General features: G+C 33.7%; 16 protein-coding genes. 10 read left to right on the top strand and 6 right to left on the bottom strand.

What is annotated here, in order from left to right; genetic code table 11:
- Positions 1–121: 121 nt before the first annotated feature.
- From H6F32_RS00495 to H6F32_RS00485, 3 genes are read right to left on the bottom strand one after another with little or no spacing between them, the layout of a single operon-like run.
- Positions 122–673: a nucleotide exchange factor GrpE gene (locus tag H6F32_RS00495; protein WP_190367377.1), complete on the bottom strand. Its 552-nt coding sequence runs from the start codon at positions 671–673 to the stop codon at positions 122–124.
- Positions 674–686: 13 nt separating this feature from the next.
- A complete protein-coding gene (locus H6F32_RS00490) occupies positions 687–1,184 on the bottom strand; it encodes a hypothetical protein (protein ID WP_190367376.1) in 498 nt (165 codons plus the stop codon).
- On the bottom strand, positions 1,181–1,768 hold the full coding sequence (locus tag H6F32_RS00485) for an AAA family ATPase (RefSeq protein WP_190367375.1): 588 nt from the start codon (positions 1,766–1,768) through the stop codon (positions 1,181–1,183). Before H6F32_RS00485 ends, H6F32_RS00490 begins: the two co-directional genes overlap by 4 nt.
- Before the next feature lie 90 nt (positions 1,769–1,858).
- Here H6F32_RS00485 and H6F32_RS00480 point away from each other — a divergent pair, with 90 nt between their 5' ends.
- Positions 1,859–2,242 carry a type II toxin-antitoxin system VapC family toxin gene (locus H6F32_RS00480; protein ID WP_190367374.1) on the top strand — a complete coding sequence of 128 codons (384 nt, stop codon included), beginning with the start codon at positions 1,859–1,861 and terminating at the stop codon, positions 2,240–2,242.
- Positions 2,243–2,497: 255 nt separating this feature from the next.
- Here the strand turns inward: H6F32_RS00480 and H6F32_RS00475 are convergent, their stop codons facing one another.
- On the bottom strand, positions 2,498–3,274 hold the full coding sequence (locus H6F32_RS00475; RefSeq protein WP_190367373.1) for an MlaE family lipid ABC transporter permease subunit: 777 nt from the start codon (positions 3,272–3,274) through the stop codon (positions 2,498–2,500).
- 343 nt (positions 3,275–3,617) lie between these two features.
- Here H6F32_RS00475 and H6F32_RS00470 point away from each other — a divergent pair, with 343 nt between their 5' ends.
- From H6F32_RS00470 to H6F32_RS00450, 5 genes are all read left to right on the top strand, one after another.
- Positions 3,618–3,914 carry a hypothetical protein gene (locus H6F32_RS00470; RefSeq protein ID WP_190367372.1) on the top strand — a complete coding sequence of 99 codons (297 nt, stop codon included), beginning with the start codon at positions 3,618–3,620 and terminating at the stop codon, positions 3,912–3,914.
- Positions 3,915–4,179: 265 nt separating this feature from the next.
- Complete coding sequence (sppA, locus tag H6F32_RS00465) at positions 4,180–5,001, top strand: signal peptide peptidase SppA (protein ID WP_190367371.1); 822 nt, start codon at positions 4,180–4,182, stop codon at positions 4,999–5,001.
- 103 nt (positions 5,002–5,104) lie between these two features.
- Entirely contained in the window at positions 5,105–5,506 is a 402-nt protein-coding gene (gene aroH / locus H6F32_RS00460) for a chorismate mutase (RefSeq protein WP_190367370.1), read from the top strand.
- 242 nt (positions 5,507–5,748) lie between these two features.
- Positions 5,749–8,811 carry an Eco57I restriction-modification methylase domain-containing protein gene (locus H6F32_RS00455; RefSeq protein ID WP_190367369.1) on the top strand — a complete coding sequence of 1,021 codons (3,063 nt, stop codon included), beginning with the start codon at positions 5,749–5,751 and terminating at the stop codon, positions 8,809–8,811.
- A gap of 341 nt (positions 8,812–9,152) precedes the next feature.
- Positions 9,153–12,365 (top strand): glycoside hydrolase family 15 protein, encoded by a 3,213-nt coding sequence (locus H6F32_RS00450; protein WP_190367368.1) that lies wholly within the window; start codon positions 9,153–9,155, stop codon positions 12,363–12,365.
- A gap of 251 nt (positions 12,366–12,616) precedes the next feature.
- Here the strand turns inward: H6F32_RS00450 and H6F32_RS00445 are convergent, their stop codons facing one another.
- Positions 12,617–12,931, bottom strand: coding sequence for a YkvA family protein (locus H6F32_RS00445; RefSeq protein WP_190367367.1), 315 nt, complete (start codon positions 12,929–12,931; stop codon positions 12,617–12,619).
- Between the two features lie 398 nt (positions 12,932–13,329).
- Between H6F32_RS00445 and H6F32_RS00440 the strand changes: the two genes are divergently transcribed.
- From H6F32_RS00440 to H6F32_RS00425, 4 genes are all read left to right on the top strand, one after another.
- Positions 13,330–14,091 (top strand): MotA/TolQ/ExbB proton channel family protein, encoded by a 762-nt coding sequence (locus tag H6F32_RS00440; protein WP_190367366.1) that lies wholly within the window; start codon positions 13,330–13,332, stop codon positions 14,089–14,091.
- On the top strand, positions 14,081–14,710 hold the full coding sequence (locus H6F32_RS00435; protein WP_190367365.1) for a biopolymer transporter ExbD: 630 nt from the start codon (positions 14,081–14,083) through the stop codon (positions 14,708–14,710). The genes H6F32_RS00440 and H6F32_RS00435 overlap by 11 nt, the downstream gene beginning before the upstream one ends.
- 514 nt (positions 14,711–15,224) lie before the next feature.
- Positions 15,225–16,037, top strand: a complete 813-nt coding sequence (locus tag H6F32_RS00430; protein ID WP_190367364.1) for a carbon-nitrogen hydrolase family protein — start codon at positions 15,225–15,227, stop codon at positions 16,035–16,037.
- A gap of 359 nt (positions 16,038–16,396) precedes the next feature.
- On the top strand, positions 16,397–17,635 hold the full coding sequence (locus tag H6F32_RS00425) for a hypothetical protein (RefSeq protein WP_190367469.1): 1,239 nt from the start codon (positions 16,397–16,399) through the stop codon (positions 17,633–17,635).
- 64 nt (positions 17,636–17,699) lie between these two features.
- Here the strand turns inward: H6F32_RS00425 and H6F32_RS00420 are convergent, their stop codons facing one another.
- Entirely contained in the window at positions 17,700–18,845 is a 1,146-nt protein-coding gene (locus tag H6F32_RS00420) for a SpoIID/LytB domain-containing protein (protein WP_190367363.1), read from the bottom strand.
- Positions 18,846–18,986: the final 141 nt, after the last annotated feature.

Genomic DNA, 18,986 nt, shown 5'->3' with positions numbered 1-18,986 from the left:
TCATTAATCATTATTCATTAATCATTAATAGTAGGTTGGGTTGAAGAATGAAACCCAACATTTATTATTTCTCTGTTTTGTTGGGTTGCGCTTTGCTTAACCCAACCTATGATATTATCATTCAATGATTATCAAACCCTGCTGGTAAAGTGCGACTAACTTTTGCAGGATAGAGAACTTTATCACCATCTTGATAACCAATAAAACGAATATAGACTAATTCCCCCTCTTGAATGTCATCACTATCAGCTTGATGTAATTGGGGATTATAATTAACCTGTTCCCAGGTTTCCCCAATCACAGTATAACCCCAATTAGTAATTAGATTATCTAAAGATGTAAATAGAGAAACCAGGTTTTTAGCTGGTAACTCTGGTTTAGCTAAAGCCATTTTTTTAACTGTGGGATAGTTAGCGAGTAAAGTTTGTAAGTAGGTAAAAGTTTCCTCTTGAAAATCAGTTTGTAATTGTTGAGATTGTTGTTTTAATTCCTCCCTGAGTCGTTGACATTGAAATTCTAACTCTTTAATCTTCTGTTCTGTGTCTGGAGAAGTTACAGATTCATTATTAATAGGTATATCTTGATTATTTGCTGGGAATAAAAACCGCAGAATAAGATAAACAATGATTACGAGAATTACAGCAAAAGCGACTTGATTAATTTGTGCTAACATATTGTTTTTTAGTCTAATTTGTAAACAGAAATGGTTTAACAGATATAATCATTCGTTCTAACTCAGGTTTATTGTCTATGAGAACAGGATGTTCCCACAATCCATTTTCCCTTTCAGAGCAAGCTTTAGCAAGTGCTTTTCCGATATTCTTAAAACTTTTTTGAATATCCTTTTTATTATCTTTAAGCGTTTCTGGATTAGGGTTGAACACCAAAATAAATACTCTGTTTTTTATATCTTCAGGAATACACTCTCGTACATGAATTTCTCTATTTTGATAAACATCACGATCAATAATTAATAATATATGTTTATTAACATTTTGTCGCAGTTTTTGAATATATTTTTCTTTAAATTCATCTTTAACGTTTACCCATCCACGAGCTTCTTGTAAAAGGTGAATCCTATCAATAGCCACGTTTAAATCTAGACAAAATACGTTAACAATCTGACGATGAGCATCATCTTCTACTAAAACAATAAGCTGTGGTCTATAGTCATTGGGACTCATAATTCTATGTCTCCACAAATTAAGTCATTAATTAGATCAACTCGATCTCCACGACCGGGTATTTCACTAAGTAATCTAATTAGAGTTGGTTCTAAGTGACTTTTTTTATCGAGGAAAAAGGTATTTTCATCAGAGAATTTTCTGATTGCTTCAGGATTATGAGAAGTTACTAAAATTTGTCCATTTTTTATAAATGAACGTTGTAGAGAAATCATAAAATGACCTACTATTGATAGAGAAAGATAATTATCAGGTTCATCCCAAAAACAGAAAATAGGTCCATAGAATTTATTAGCAGCTAAAACTAAAGCACAAAGAAAAAAGCATTTTTCACCATCTGATAAATCTTGAAAATCAACATTCAAAGTTGCCTTATTTTTCTCAAATCTAACCACAAGACTTTTTAATTCTTTACCAATAATTTCATTGACAAAATCTTGGAAGTCTTCCATAATCTCTCGGAGATATTTGTCAATTTCTCTATAGGAGGCAGGATAACGACCAAGTATTCCACAAAGCCATTCTCCAATATCTGAACCATCTCGCTTTGGTTCTAAGGTTTCACTATGGGAATTTCCAGTCATTAAACTGGGAATAGGTGATAGAATAAAAAATCTGCTATGTTAGCTCATTTAGATCATCTGCGTCAGGAGTGGGATAAATGAGATATCTTTATGATACAAATATTTGATACAAATATTTTTATTTACTATTTAGCCGATGATACAGTAGTTGATTCATGGTTTACAGAAGAATTTGTGAATGTACACGAAATTATACTTTCACCAATTATCCGTATTGAATTACTGAGTTTTGCTGGTTTGTCACAGGAAGAAGAGGAATGTATTGAAGATTTGTTATCTCAGTTTACAGTAGTTCCATTATCACAAGAGATTGAAGATAAAACCATCCAATTAAAGCGAAATTACAAAATTAAACTTCCTGATGCAATTATCGCTGCTACAGCAATAAATCAAAACGCTATTTTAGTGACAAGAAATATTAGTGATTTTCAGGCAATTACAGAATTAAAAATAGTAAATCCTTTTGCTAATTGATTAATCCTCTAATCCTGGTTATCCTGATTCTGACAAAAAAAGTTTTTAATTGCCTAATCGTAGGGTGTGTTAGCTGTATTCGTAACGCACCTTGAATGAGTTTAATTTTTTAATCAATATCGGTGCGTTACGTCGCGTATTTACTTAATAAATATTTAATGAAATTTTGGCGCTCCTAACCCACCCTAATTAGGGACTGCACTAAATCAACTCACAGGGGTTTAGCAGTCCTAAACCCCACTAACTACTGATAATTTATCTTAAACCACTTCCTGCACCTTGAAACATTAACCATGATAAAAAGAAGTTACTAATAAATATGACTAATAATGCAGTCACTACAGCTGTTGTAGTTGATTGTCCCACACCTTTAGCTCCTCCTGTAGTGGTTAAACCCCAACTACAACCAATAATAGCAATTAATATACCAAAACAACAGGCTTTAATGATAGCGCTGGCAATGTCCCAAATATCTAGGAAGTTTCGCGCCGAGTCCAAAAATACGTTCTCGGCAAGATTGTAAATATTTGTTGCTATAATCAGTCCTCCAGTCATTCCTGTGATTAAGGATAGTAATGTTAGCGCTGGTAACATGATTAAACAGGCTAAAATTCTTGGGATTACTAAATAATCTATGGGATCTGTTTTTAGCATTAACAGTGCATCTATTTGTTCTGTGACTTTCATTGTACCAATTTCTGCCGCAAAGGCTGAACCTACTCTTCCTGCTAAAATTACTGCGGTTAGCACAGGAGTCAGTTCTCTTGTTAATGCTACTGCTAATACTCCTCCCACTAGGTTTCCAGCACCAAATGTAATAAATTCTCTTGCAACTTGAATAGTAAATACTGCACCAACAAATACAGCAGTAAGTAAAGCAATAAATAATGAATCTGGTCCAACTATAGCTAATTGTTCTAAAGTATTACGATAATTTACTTTACCTGTAATCAGATGTACAAACACTTGTCCACCCAAAAATATGGCGGATACTAGTCTTTGACTCCACACTCCTAAACTTGATTTGGTCATTACTAATTTCTGATAATTTTTGAGGTTTTACATCTGCAAATATTAGCAAATATCAGCAAATATTAATTTATTTTAACTCTAATCCTGAAAAATTAACTTGCCTTTCTCCAGGTGATGATCTTGGCTAAGATTATACACTGAGGTAGAAATTCTCATCTACTCTGTCTTGGAGATGTTTTTACCTCGATGATATCCAATGCACAAGAGATAACTATTACCCGTATTTTTTAATCAAAATTTAAGATTTCTAACAAAATCAATTTTTTAGGGGCGATCGCCATTATTGTAGAAGATGACATTAAATGTCTTTTGAAGTTGTTCCACCTACCTACTCATACTAGACATGACTATCTTAACTCATTTCCTGCGTTCTCTGCTACTTGCTGCAATCTTGAGTTTTATTGCTCCTATACTCATTGTTGGTAGTGTTTTCCTGTTTCTATCTATATTTGCCTATGTTCCTGGTTTACAAGGTATAATTGGCGCGATGCTGACACAAATCATCCATTTTCTAGCTACCTTTGGTACTGGTAGTCCTATGAATGGTTTACTAGTTATTAGTTTAACCTGGGGTTTTGTTGGTGGTTTATTTGATGTTTATGCTTTTTATCGCTATCAAATTTTACATTTAGATTTATAAGTAACTATCAGCAGTCATTCATGAGGTGTTTATATGTCTGCTTGTTTCTAATGTAATCTATTTGTAATTATTTATATTTAATACTTATTATAAATTTTCTTATATAGTTGGGAAATAAAGTTAAATTCTTGGTACACTAACTTATTGAACTCCTGATTCCCGTAAGGGTTTAGCATTGCTAAACCCTTATTATCTAATTGACAACCATAGAAAGTTGTCTTAGGGAACAAAGATACTACAACTAATAAGTAAGTGACAAGTATATATGATTTGGCCGTTTAAGCCTAAGTTTAGTAAACAAATAGCACGGATTGAAATTACTGGTGCGATCGCTGGTGGTACAAGAAAGCACATTTTAGAAGCCCTAAAAACAGTAGAAGAGAAAAAATTTCCCGCATTACTCCTACGTATAGATAGTCCTGGAGGTACAGTAGGAGACTCCCAAGAAATTTATAGTGCCCTGAAACGACTGCGACAAAAGACAAAAATTGTGGCTAGTTTTGGTAATATTTCGGCTTCTGGGGGGGTTTATATTGGTATGGGAGCAGAACATATCATGGCTAACCCTGGGACAATTACGGGTAGTATAGGTGTAATTTTACGAGGAAATAACCTAGAACGTCTCCTAGAAAAAATTGGTGTATCTTTCAAAGTGATTAAATCAGGACCTTACAAAGATATATTATCCTTTGACAGAGAACTAACAGAAGCAGAACAAACAATTTTGCAGGAATTAATAGATGTTAGTTATAACCAATTTGTAAAAACTGTAGCTGAGTCTCGCTTTTTAGAAGTAGAAACGGTAAAAAGTTTTGCAGATGGAAGAATTTTTACAGGAGAACAAGCGTTACAGTTAGGAGTAGTAGACAAACTGGGAACCGAAGAAGATGCAAGACGCTGGACAGCAGAATTAGTAGGACTTGATCCAGAAAAAACACCCTGCTATACAATAGAAGAAAGAAAACCATTATTAACTCGTATTTTACCAGGGAATCGTCAGCAAAAATCCCGCCTTGGTGCAGGAATTAATTGGTTAGAATTTGAAGTTTCTACTAACGGTTTACCTTTGTGGTTATATAGGCCATAAAATAATAAAATACAGGGAAGATGGGGAAGATGGGGTATGGCAAAAAGGGCGTATATCAATCACTAACTAATCACTAACTATTATATTAACTAGTAAAGAACCTATGGAATGGCAAATGCGAGCGATTCGTGGAGCAACAACTGTTGCTGAAAATAGTGTGGAAGCAATTAAAGAAGCAGTAACAGAATTATTAGACGAGTTAGAAAATCGTAACGAACTTAAACCTACAGAAATGATTAGTGTGACTTTCTCTGTTACTAAAGATTTAGATGCTATTTTTCCCGCAGCGATCGCTCGCAGTCGTCCTTTATGGGATAGTGTTGCTATGTTAGATGTTCAACAAATGCACGTTGAAGGTAGTTTACAGCGTTGTGTGCGTTTCCTGATTCATGCTTATTTACCTACTACTGCATCTGTACATCATATTTATTTGCGTAATGCCGCTAAATTGCGTCCTGACTGGGGTTTGCCCCAAAAAATATCAGCTACACATCATGTTAATTAGCTTTAAGTAGTTAGCAGTGAGATATCAGCACTCTTTTGATTCCTAATATATCCAAACATTATTCAACACAATCTTGAGAAAGATGTAAATTAGCAGTCTTATATTTATGTTAAAACTAGTGTGTCGAATAACTGCTTTATATAAAGGTTTAGCTTGATGCTAGACCTTTTTTGTAAGTACCTGGAGTTTGCCAATTACTATTTATTATATAATCAATAAATTATTCAACTATTTACCTAAACATGAACACACCATCACAAATTATTCAACTAGTTGAAAATTTCCATCAACAAATAGAAGTATATCATACAGGAGGGTTAAATGAAACCCAAACGCGGATTCAATTTATTGATCCTTTTTTTGAAGCATTAGGTTGGGATGTGCGAAACCAACAACATACCAATAATATTTATCAAGAAGTTATTCATGAAGCAAGTTTAAAAATTAGTGATACAAATAAAGCAAAAGCACCTGATTATAGTTTTCGTATTGGAGGAGCAAGAAAGTTCTTTGTAGAAGCAAAAAAACCATCTGTTAATGTTGGTAAAAATATTAGTGCAGCTTTTCAATTACGTCGCTATGGATGGTCAGCTAAATTAAATTTAAGTATTTTAACAGATTTTGAGGAATTTTCTGTTTATGATTGTCGGATAATGCCTCATAAAAATGATCAAGCATCTGTAGCTAGAGTAAAATATTTTCATTATACAGAATATGTAGAAAAATGGCAAGAAATATATAATCTTTTCTCTAAAGAAGCAGTATTAAATAGTGCATTAGAAAAATTTGCAGAATCTCAAATTAAAGGAGAAATTACCGTTGATCAGGCATTTTTACAAGAAATTGAAATTTGGCGGGAAAATTTAGCTGCTAATATTGTGTGGCGTAACCCTCAAATTAATCCTAGAGAGTTAAATTTTGCCGTCCAGATGACAATTAATAGAATGATATTTTTACGCATCTGTGAAGATAGAGAAATTGAACCTTATCAACAACTATATACTTTACTAAAATTTGAAAATATCTATCAAGAATTAGGACGTTTATTTATTAATGCAGACTATCGTTATAACTCTGGTTTATTCCACTTTCAAAATGAAAAAGGTAGAGAAAAACCAGATGATTTTACCCTTAGTTTACAAATTGATGATAGTATTTTAAAAGCTATTCTCAGAAAACTATATCCTCCTGAAAGTCCCTATGAATTTTCTGTAATTCCTGTGGAAATTCTAGGACAAGTTTATGAACAGTTTTTAGGTAAAGTAATTAAAATATCTGCTAGTCGTCAAGCAGTTGTTGAAGATAAACCAGAAGTCAGAAAAGCAGGAGGGGTTTATTATACTCCTAGTTATATAGTTGATTATATTATTAAACAGACCATTGGTAAAATTTTAGCAGGTAAAAAACCAGAGAAAGTTCAAGAAATTACAATTCTCGATCCTGCTTGTGGTTCAGGTTCATTTTTAATTGTTGCTTATCAATTTTTACTAGATTGGTATTTACAACAATATCTGCAAAATCCTCAAAAATACCGAGATAAATTTTATCAAATATCTAGCACACATTGGCGGTTAACTTCCCAGGAACGCAAACGAATTTTATTAACTCATATTTATGGTGTTGATATTGATCAACAAGCTGTAGAAACCACTAAATTATCTTTATTATTGAAAGTTTTAGAAGGTGAATCTGGCGAAACTATTACCAGACAATTACAACTACTTAAAGAACGTGCATTACCTGATTTAGATAGCAATATTTTCTGTGGTAATTCTTTAATAGATGGAGAATTTTATGAAAATGTGCAGATAAATTTATTAGATGAAGACGACATATATCGCATAAATGTTTTTGATTGGCATGATGCTTTTAAAAAGATTATACAACGTGGAGGATTTGATGCGATTATTGGAAATCCTCCATATTTAAGAATACAAGGAATTCAGGAATATTACAAGCAAGAGATATTATATTTTAAGCAAAAATATCAAACCGCCATCAAAAGGTTTGATTTATATTGCCTATTTATTGAAAAAGGACTACAATTACTATCTGATAATGGTGTTTTAAGTTATATATGTCCTCATAAGTTTACTCATGCTGACTTTGGATCACGATTGCGACATCTTTTAAGTTCTCAAAGATCAGTAAACACATTAGTCAGTTTTGGAAATAATCTGATTTTTAATCAAGTTTCAACATATACAGGAATTATACTTCTTTCAAAGGTTAAAAATACATATTTGAAATATTATGAATTTCCATCTTTAAAATCTTCAGAATTATCTGTGCAACTTTTCCAATTAGATGATAGTAATTTTAGTCAATTTGCTTTAGAGAATTTTAATGATCAACCTTGGATTTTAAGTAGCAATATTAACAACCTACTTTTAGAAAAACTTAAAAATGGAAACGCTACAATTGGTGATAAATTTTCAAGTGTTTTTCAAGGTATTGTCACGGGAATAGATGAAATATATCTATTAAAAAAAATTAATAATGAATTAGATGACAATAAAATAATCGAGGTTTTTTCTCAACGTGATCACAGAAATATTTTAATAGAAAGAGAAATAGTTAAACCAATACTAAAAAATGATGATGTTCATCGTTATATAGTTCCTAATTATCAGTATTATTGTATCTATCCATATCAATTAAAAGGGAATAAAACTGTTTGTTTAAAGGAAAATTATTTCAGAGATAAGTTTCCTCTTGCTTATCAATATTTGAGTCAATATCGGGAGGAGATAACAAAATTAAGAATTAAATATAAAACAAATCCAATGTATTGGTATGCTTGTCATAGAGGACGTTCAATTATTGATTTTGAATCTCAAAAAATTATTTGTGCAGAAATAAGTTTGGGTTGTAATATGATGTTAGATAGGCATCAATCTTATCATAATACTACTGTTTATAGTTTGATTCCTTCAAAAGAATGTCAAGAAAACTATTTATATTGGTTAGGTTTGTTTAACTCAAAATTAATGTGGTGGTTTTTGGCTAATACAGGTAATGTTTTACGTGGTGGTTATTTCCGATTCAAAACAAATTATATTAAACCATTTCCAATTTATACTATTAATTTCGATGATGTAAGAGAAGTGACAAAACATCAACGAATGGTACAACTTGTGGAACAAATATTAACTCTCCATCAAAGACTTACCACAGCACAAACACCACCACAACAAAAAATGATTCAACAACAAATTAAAGCAACTGATAGACAAATTAATCAATTAGTTTATCAATTATATGAATTAACAGATAAAGAAATTCATATTGTTGAAAATAGCTAACTTATATATCTGAAGATATTTGATAAATTATAGTAGCACAAGCATCTTGCTTGTATTCCTTAGTTTCATAACATTTACTAATACAATCAAACAAAGATTTAACCACTCATACATACAGTACCTGGTTAAATCTCCGCAAAAATATCAAACTATGAATAATCTTGCCAAATCCTTGATAAAATTGTCAGCTAGGAAATAGCTCTTTTTTTCCTTTCTTGCTATAATCTTAACAAAGATTTTATAAAGTCAGTATATAAATTCTACTGATCTACTGAACTTGTAAATTTTTAAACAACATATATATTTGAGTATAATTATCCTTGAACTTACTGATAAACACCATGAATAAATCCGCATTATCGCCATCTCGCCTAGACTATTACTATCAGCAAATCACAACCATTATTTTAGCGCGTCAAAATCCCATTACTGGCTTATTACCAGCAAGTACAGCCGTTAATGCTCATGGTGATTATACTGATGCCTGGGTAAGAGATAATGTATATAGTATATTAGCGGTGTGGGGATTAGGTTTAGCTTATAAAAAATTAGATCAAGATAATGGCAGAGTATATGAATTAGAACATAGCGTAATTAAATTAATGCGTGGCCTATTATTTGCCATGATGCGACAATCCCATAAAGTAGAAACATTCAAACATACTCAGTCATTACTGGATGGACTTCATGCCAAATACAATACATCCACAGGAGATGTAGTAGTAGGTGATGATGAATGGGGACATTTACAATTAGATGCGACATCTATCTTCTTGTTAATGTTAGCACAGATGACAGTTTCCGGCTTATCAATTATTTACACCATAGACGAAGTTAACTTTATTCAAAACTTAGTCTATTACATTGGTAGAGCTTACCGCACTCCTGACTATGGAATTTGGGAAAGAGGAAATAAAATCAATCATGGTAGCGCGGAATTAAACGCCAGTTCCTTGGGGATGGCCAAAGCTGCATTAGAAGCCATGAACGGATTAAACTTATTTGGAGTTTATGGTAGTCAAACCTCAGTAATTCATGTGTTACCTGATGAAATTGCTAGAGCGAGAATTACCCTAGAATCATTATTACCCAGAGAGTCAGCTTCTAAAGAAATTGACGCTGCATTATTAAGTATAATTAGTTATCCTGCGTTTGCGGTGGAAGATGAACAATTAAGAGAAAGAACCTTTCAAGAAATTATCAATAAATTAGAGGGAAAATATGGTTGTAAAAGATTTTTACGAGATGGACATCAAACAGTTTTAGAAGATACCCAAAGATTACATTATGAACCTTGGGAATTAAAACAATTTGAAAATATTGAATGTGAATGGCCATTGTTTTTCACTTATTTAATGTTAGATGGTTTATGTTTAAACCGTCCCCAACAAGTGGCCAAATATCAAGAACTTTTACAGTCACTATTAGTTAACGAAGAGGAGACAAATTTACCCTTGTTACCAGAATTATATTATGTTCCTGAAGACAAGATAGAAGCAGAAAAAGCAGCACCACAAAGTCAAAAAAGATTACCTAATGAAAATATTCCCCTAGTTTGGGCGCAAAGTTTATATTATTTAGGACAAATGTTAAGTGAAGGTTTAATTTCTGTAGGGGATATTGATCCTTTAGGAAGACATTTATGCTTAGGTAAAAAACGTGATGCTATTGTGCAAATTGCGTTATTAACAGAAGATGAAGAATTACAAAAAGAATTAGAAGTTTACGGAATTGAAACGCAAACAATTAAACAAATAGCCCCAATTAAAATTAGAAAAGCAGGAGAATTATCGCGTATTTATGGACAAATTGGCCGCAATGATAAATTAAGTTTAACAGGTCGTCCCTTGAGAAGATTAAGAAGTTTAACCACATCGAGAATATTTAAAATACAGGATGCAACTGTAGTATTTTTACCATCATTTCTTGACTCTAAACAATTTTATTTAACCTTAGATTATCATTTTTTAGTAGATCAAATTAGGGGAGAATTAGCCTATATTCAAAAATATTGGAGTGATTTAGGAAGACCAACCTTGACATTAATGATTACTAGAACTATGCTAGAAACTGGTGCAGAAGCATTATTGTCTTTAATGCAAGAATTAAAAGATGGTATTTGTAATAGTGTCAAGGTTAAGTTAGGAAAATTAAATCAGTTAATGCTCACAGCAGCTATTCAGAGGATAGACTTTTTGGAAGATGTAAAATTATCGCCGTCTTTCATTCCCACCCAAGGAATACGTTGTTATTATCTCACATCTGATTTAGAAAAAAGTTGGTCTTTAGGACATACCCAAGAATTTCAAATGGAATGTGAAACTAATTTGCAATTGTTGTTAACATATTTAAGATCCTCAGAAAATATTTATGAACAAATTGAATTATTACAAACTTTAACGAGATTAAAAGGTTTAGAGTTTGATACAGGTTATGGTGGTCCAAATTATCCTGTAACTGTGGGAGATTTACTAGATGAAGTATATAATAAAGCTGGTGATTTAGGTATATGGGCGGTAGTGCGTCGTGCTGCTGGTTTACGTCAAATGGTGGATATTGGTTTATCGGATGCGGTAACAAGTATTTTGGTTAGAGGTAAGCAAATTGCAGTGGGTAGAGCTTACAGTGAGGCTTCGTTGATAACTGTTCCTATGTCTCACAATGAAATTGCAGAAAAAATTAATAATTTTTGTCGGGAAGATATTCGGGATCGTGTTTTAACACAAGAAATATTAATATATTTGGGAGTATTAATTAAATCTGAACCCAAATTATTCCAAGGTTTGTTAACATTAAGAGTAGGCTATTTAATATTATTAATTACAAGTGAATTAGCTAGGGAATTAGAAGTTACTCAAGATGAGGCTTATGAACAATTAATGCAATTATCGCCTTTTGAGGTCAAAATTCGTTTGCGTCATGTTCTCACAGGATATAGTGGAGTGAGTAGTTTATTAAAACAACAGGAATTATTGCACGTTAAACAGAAAGAAAGTGATATTGCTTGGGTTGTGTTACCAAGTACAATGGAGGAAACGGAAATTCCTCTGGGAGGTTGGCGCAGATATCGTCAAGGAGAAGGTGCTTTAAACCGTGTTCCTAAAGACTTTTTTAAACAGGTTTGGTTGTTAATGCAGCATTGTAAAGGTATAGTTATTGGGGATAAATTAGAACGACGCAACCGTTTAGAAAGTGAAGTTATGGTGTCAGAAATGACAGCAGGAGAAAGAAATTTTGCGTTGAGAATTGAACATTTGTTGAATAAAATTGATGCACCAGAATATCGTCAAGTTAACGTGGAAGCGTTAATGGAATTAGGGGTAATAGTTGCTAATAACCCGACTTTACAAATTGAGGAATATATAGTATTAGATGTGTTAATTGGTCATGCTGTCAGGTTAGCATGGTTGGAAAAATATCCCCATCGTGTGAAAAATTATGATGAGGATAAAACTAGCGCTTGGCCATCTTTTTATGAAACATCGCCTAGAGACTGTGCTAATTTTATTTTGAAAGCATTTAGATTCTTGAGTGAGTTTGTTCAGGAGGTTTAATTTTAGTAATGTGGGTTAAATATGAAATGGGCAAAAATAGGCGAACATTATAGAATTTAGATGATGAGCGATCGCCTGTTATTTGCCTGATTTTATAAATAAACCTGATAATAACCCTATTCCCTATTCCCTATTCCCTCTCACCTATTCTAAGCTGTTGTGCTTTTAATTTGGATAATAGATGCAAGCATCTTGCTTGCACTACAGTAATTTTAGGTTTTTTAGTTATACAGTGACTGCTGCACATCAGCTTACTTAATATCCACCACATCCACATCTACAGTTTCAGATGTAGTGGATGTTTGATTAACTGTATTAGTGTTATTATAATCCCTAGGACCTTTTTTAGCCTTCCAACCATCAATAACTAGTCCAGAAACTTCCGTAACAAACAAAGTTAATAATAAAACATCATCAACTTGTCCAATAATGGGAATAAAGTCGGGAGAAATATCTATAGGGCTGATGAGATAAACAATTGTACCAATAATTACCCACCATCTATATTTAGGGTTACGAAGCACATTACGATACCAAGTATAAAGAGATTGGATGGAGAAATTCATAGTATTCACCTGTAAATATCTGTAATTAACTCTGATTGTGACAAATATTTTTCTAAACTCCCGGTGGGAATAACCGTCCTTTATGTATACATCAGGGTGTGGAGTGCGGAGTCTAGGAAAAAATTCTGATTAATTCAGGACTTACACAACTGGCACATTGGTAGGGCGTGGTTCGACAAGCTCACCAACCACGTCAGACAGCATAAATCATGTAAATAACCAAATTGTTGATATCTGACGCACCCTACAATAGATTTTTTAGTGTGACACTTGCGTAAGTCCTATAATTGTTAATTATCAATGATTAATTGTCAATTATTCAGTTATCTAAATGGCAGTTAGTCTTTATAATAAAAAATGCTAAGAAAAGTAAGTAATGGAGTGAGGAAACCTACACAGTGGATATTATAGACTTGTTTAAGAAAGGCGGTCTAGCCATGTGGCCTTTACTAGTTTTATCTATCCTGTCATTAAGCGTGATTTTTGAGCGTTTATGGTTCTGGTTAAGAATTATCAGCCAGGAAAGGGAAATAGTAAATCGTGTTCTGGATGCGGCGGGTGAAGATTGGGAAATAGCGACAACCATAGCACAACAAGCGAGAAATCAACCCATTGGGCGTTTTCTCTATGCTCCCTTAAAGCTGGAAAAACAAGATACCGAAATATTTAGATTAGCACTAGAATCTACCGCAGCCGATGAAATTGCGGGAATGCGAAGAGGTGAAAAACTGTTAGAAGCTGTAATTGCTCTTTCACCACTGTTAGGATTGCTAGGGACGGTATTAGGTTTGATTCATTCTTTAGGTTCCATTAGAATTGGTGATTTAGGTACAGAATCTGCTGCTGGTGTGACTACTGGTATTGGAGAATCTTTAATTAGTACCGCATCAGGTTTAATAGTGGCGATTTTTAGTTTAGCATTTTACCGCCTATTTCAAAGTTTTGTAGTGCAACAAGTCAAAATTTTTAATAAGGCAGGAAATGACCTAGAATTAATTTATCGTCAATATCCACCAATAGCAAAAACTACAACTTCAGAAATATTCAATGAAGAGCCAGAATTAGTGACAAATATCTTGAGTAAGAATAGTAATTTGTCCATAGATGATGCTGAGAATTATACCAATTTTAATCCAACAAACCAAGAAGATGAAAGTTAAGCTAGATAGTATTAATGAAGATGTCCAAATTTCTATTATTCCTTTGATAGATGTGATTTTTTGCATTTTGACATTTTTTCTATTAGCGGCTGTACAATTTACTCGACAACAAGCTATTAATGTTGATTTACCTAAAGCGAGTACAGGCACAAGCTCGGCCGCTAATGGCCAAAATCGCCAGAATATTTTACCAGTAACTATTGACGCTGTAGGTTTAACTTACATTGAAAAAGAACCTGTAAAAAAAGAGGATCTGGAAGTGCGGTTAAGGCAATATGTCACAAATAACCCCAATGGAATTTTAGTTTTAAATGCCTCACGGACTGCTACTTATAATAATGTGATTGAAACATTGGATTTGTTGCGAAAAGTGGGCGGAAGTCGAGTTTCTTTAGGGATTATTCCTGGTAGTTCTAATGGGGTAAATAATTTACAAACTTTACCAAATTCACAGCCAGGTTTACCTAATAATCAACCAATAAATACTAACCCTTCATTACCATCTAATTCTAATGAAATTCCTATAGTTCCTAATAATGTACCGCAAAATACAGTACCACAATTACCTGTAGCACCGGGAAATAATTCCCAGAATAATAATTCCCCTGCTCGAAATTAGTGGGATTTGTTGCTTATTTAATCGTTTTAGTTGTTTTATAGCAACAGGACTTACGCAACTGGCACATTGGTAGGGTGTGGTTCGACAAGCTCACCAACCACGTCAGACAGTATAAATCATGTAAATAACCAAATTGTTGATATCTGACGGACCATACAAGAGATTTTTTAGTGTGACACTTGCGTAAGTCCTAAGCAATTTGAGATCAAACTTGCTACGAAAATAAATTCCACAACGAAGTCTAGAACTGGTACCGCAGGACGGAAGTCATGCATTCAAAACCAAGACGGTATAGGCTTTTGGACGATTTAGAATGGTTGGTTTATTTATACCAAGCTGTACTAGTTTTGCTCATTTTAATCTGTGCCACGGTTGTTGGGAAACTGTTGTAACTCCTAACTAGCAATTTGGGCTACTACTTGCGATCGCTATTGTTCTTATGTTCAAATGGAGTGGATATAGCGATATATTGGAAAATCTATGTTCTATTCCACTGTTTCTTGCTGTTGAGTCTATGAAATCTTATTTAGCTGCTGCTATTCAAATGACTACTGTACCGGATCTCTCTCAAAACTTGATCCAGGCCGAAGAATTAATTGATCTAGCGGTGCGTCAAGGTGCAGAATTGGTGGGTTTACCAGAAAATTTCTCATTTATGGGGGAAGAACGGGATAAACTCGCTCAAGGAGATAAAATCGCCCAGGAAACACAAACTTTCTTGAGAAAAATGGCGCAACGCTTTCAAGTCACTATTCTCGGAGGCGGTTTTCCCATTCCTGTAGAAAATACTGGTAAGGTTTATAATACTGCTTTATTGATAGATAGCAATGGTGAAGAACTTGCTCGCTATCAAAAAGTACATTTATTTGATGTTAATGTTCCTGATGGTAACACCTATCGAGAATCTAGTACGGTAATGGCTGGCCAGGAATTACCCCCGGTGTACAGTTCTCCAGATTTAGGTAATATTGGTCTATCTATTTGTTATGATGTCCGTTTTCCCGAATTATACCGCTATTTATCCAAAAAAGGCGCAGATGTATTATTTGTCCCTGCCGCTTTTACAGCGTTTACTGGTAAGGATCACTGGCAAGTATTGTTACAGGCTAGAGCTATAGAAAATACCTGTTATGTCATTGCACCTGCACAAACGGGTACTAATTATGATCGTCGTCAAACTCACGGACACGCGATGATTGTAGATCCTTGGGGAACAATATTAGCTGATGCGGGAGAAAAACCAGGAATAGCGATCGCTGAAATTAAACCATCTAGACTAGAACAAGTACGGCGGCAAATGCCATCTTTACAACATCGCGTATTTTAATGTAGTGCGGGCATCTTGCCCGCGATCGCTATATCAACCATATACCATATAAATGGCGATCGCTATATCAACCATATACCATATAAATTAGACATAGGAGTGAAAAGAATGTAGGGACAATTCATGAATTGTCCCTACAAGGATTTTAAATCACCTGTCTGCCGACAGGCAGGTGGACATGGAATTACCACCAGATATCTATTAGACTGGAAAAAGCTATATTACTAATGTTGTTATCTGTAAATAAACAAATCAGCGATTTGTAGTTTAATTGGACACCTGTAATCATTGCTAAAACCCCTACCCCTAAATGCTATACTAAAATAAAGTTAGTTAAAATACCACAGGATGGAAATATGATTACCACTAATCCTGCCATTATGGGAACTGTTGAAAAATTAGGCTATCGTGTCACTGCTGGAGATGTCGCTAGTCAGATAGGATTAAATATAGCTGAAGTGAATCAAAATTTATTGGTTTTAGCATCACAAGCCGGTGGACATTTACAAGTTGCAGATACAGGTGATATAGTCTATCAATTTCCTCAGAATTTTCGAGATATTTTACGTAACAAATATTTACAAATTAGATTAAAGGAATGGTGGGAAAAAATTTGGTCTGTATTATTTTACTTAATTAGGATTTCTTTCGGCATATTTTTGATTATTTCTATTATTTTAATTACTGTAACTATTACTATTATTTTAACTGCTAGTTCTGATAGGGATAATGATGATAGAAATAGCAGTTTTCGCGGGTTTAATTTCTTCTTTTTTCCTGATTTATTTTGGTATTTCACTCCTGGTTATGAAGATAGACAACAGGAAAGAAGAAAAGAAAGAGTGGAAAATTATGAGATGAATTTTTTAGAAGCTGTATTTTCATTTTTATTTGGTGATGGTAATCCCAATGCTAATTTAGAAGCACGTCGTTGGCAAGAAATTGGTACTGTTATTAGGGCTAATAAAGGTGCAATTGTGGCGGAACAAATAACACCTTATTTAGATGATATTGGCCCGAAATATCAACAGGAATATGAAGATTATATGTTACCTATTTTGGTGAAGTTTAATGGTAAACCAGAGGTAAGTGATCAAGGACAAATAATATATTATTTTCCTGAGTTACAAGTTAAAGCTAGTAAAAAAGAACGTCGTTCAATTTCTGAGTATCTACATGAGTTTTCCTGGCGTTTTAGTCAAGCAAGTTCTGGGCAAATTATGTTAAGTGCAGGTTTAGGTGTTATTAATTTTGTGGGTGCTATATTTTTAGGAGTTCTATTGGGAAATGGTGTAATTGGGGCTAAAATTGGTGGTTTAGTAGCTTTTGTCCAAGGGATTTATGGTTTATTATTAATTTATGGAATCGGATTTTTAGCGATACCAATAATTCGCTATTTTTGGATTAAAAATCAAAATGGTAAAATTAATAATCGAAATAAAGAACGTCAAATTAGGGCGAGATTATTAGCTAATGCAGATAATAATTTACAAATAAAAATGGCTTTTGCTCGTGAATTTGGTAAAGAGAAAGTGATTAGTGAATATGATTCTATATATTCTTCAGATAGAGATTTATTAGAACAGGAATTTGAATAAATTGACAATTAATAATTAATAATTAATAATTAATAATTAATAATTATCAATTGTCAATTATCAATTATTTGGCTTGAATACCAGTTAAAGCCACACCTCGATAATAATAACCTAAAATTTGCAAGTGATTTGCACCACGTTGGGCTAAATTATAAGCTCCCCATTGACTCATTCCCAAAGCATGACCAAAACCTAAACCTTGTAAAACAAAATTCCCGTTTGCATCTTTACTAACGGTAAATCTGGTACTTCTTAATTTTAGTGCAGTACGTACTTGTTCACCTTCTAAAATTTTAGTACCTTTATCACCTATAATTTTTAAAGATTTGACACTTTTAAATGGTGAAAGACTTTCGATATTCATGCTTTTGATATTACCAACTCCAGCAATTCTGGAACTAATTTCTTGAGGTGTAAAGGTTTTTATCCAATTACATTCTTTGATATCTTGATCAAAATCAGGAACTGCTCGTAAATAAGGAAGAGTATTTCCCCACACATCTTCTACATTTTCTGTATGTCCACCAGAACAAGCATGAAAAACCGAAAGAATAATTTGATTTTGATAAGTTAAAACTTGGCCTGCGGTACTATCTACTGCGTTATAAGTTCTCGCAGATTCACTACTTACGCCTTTATAAATTTGCCAGCGATCAGGACTATCTCCTAAGTCATAAACAGGATTTTTTCTTTGTTTTTGACGCTCATAAAGTGCATAAGTTCGAGCGGCGATCGCCTGCGCTTTTAGTGCTTCATCTGGCCAGCGCGAGTCCATTTCCCCACCAATTACACTGTATAGATATTCTTCTAAATCTACCCAATTAACCGCAGTTAAGCCCTTATCTGTAGGTACAACTAAAATTCTGCCGCGAAACCAGCGATCGCCTATATAAACATATCCCTTATTCGTCGGTTCAATCCAAAATAACCCCGACTGCCATCGGTCTAAAGCGATACCTCCAGGTACAGACTGAGCCGCAAAAGCACTCATTCCCGGTAATTGTCCCAAAGTCCGGCCACTACTATCCTTGACAATAGCAGTGGTAGAAGCACCGACCTTGACTTGTTTAACACCTCTTTCAATTGCTACACGCAAAATTACAGATGCTTGAGCAGGAGCAAGTAAAGTAAACCACAAAATTACACCCAGTAACCAATGTTTACCTTGAATTTTCGAGAATAAAGAACTTAACAACAATTGCAATTTCATACTCACAGTTTAATTACCAGCATCTACTACTGTCACCATTTTCTTATTATGCCTTATTTGTGATTCACATTTAGCAACATAAATCAGGAAAAACAAGATTTAGATCCCCGACTTCTTAAAGAAGTCGGGGATCTTGAATAG

Origin of the sequence: Anabaena sp. FACHB-1237, from assembly GCF_014696225.1 — a bacterium.
Taxonomy (GTDB): domain Bacteria; phylum Cyanobacteriota; class Cyanobacteriia; order Cyanobacteriales; family Nostocaceae; genus FACHB-1237.
This window is presented reverse-complemented; position numbering and strand designations above follow the sequence as displayed.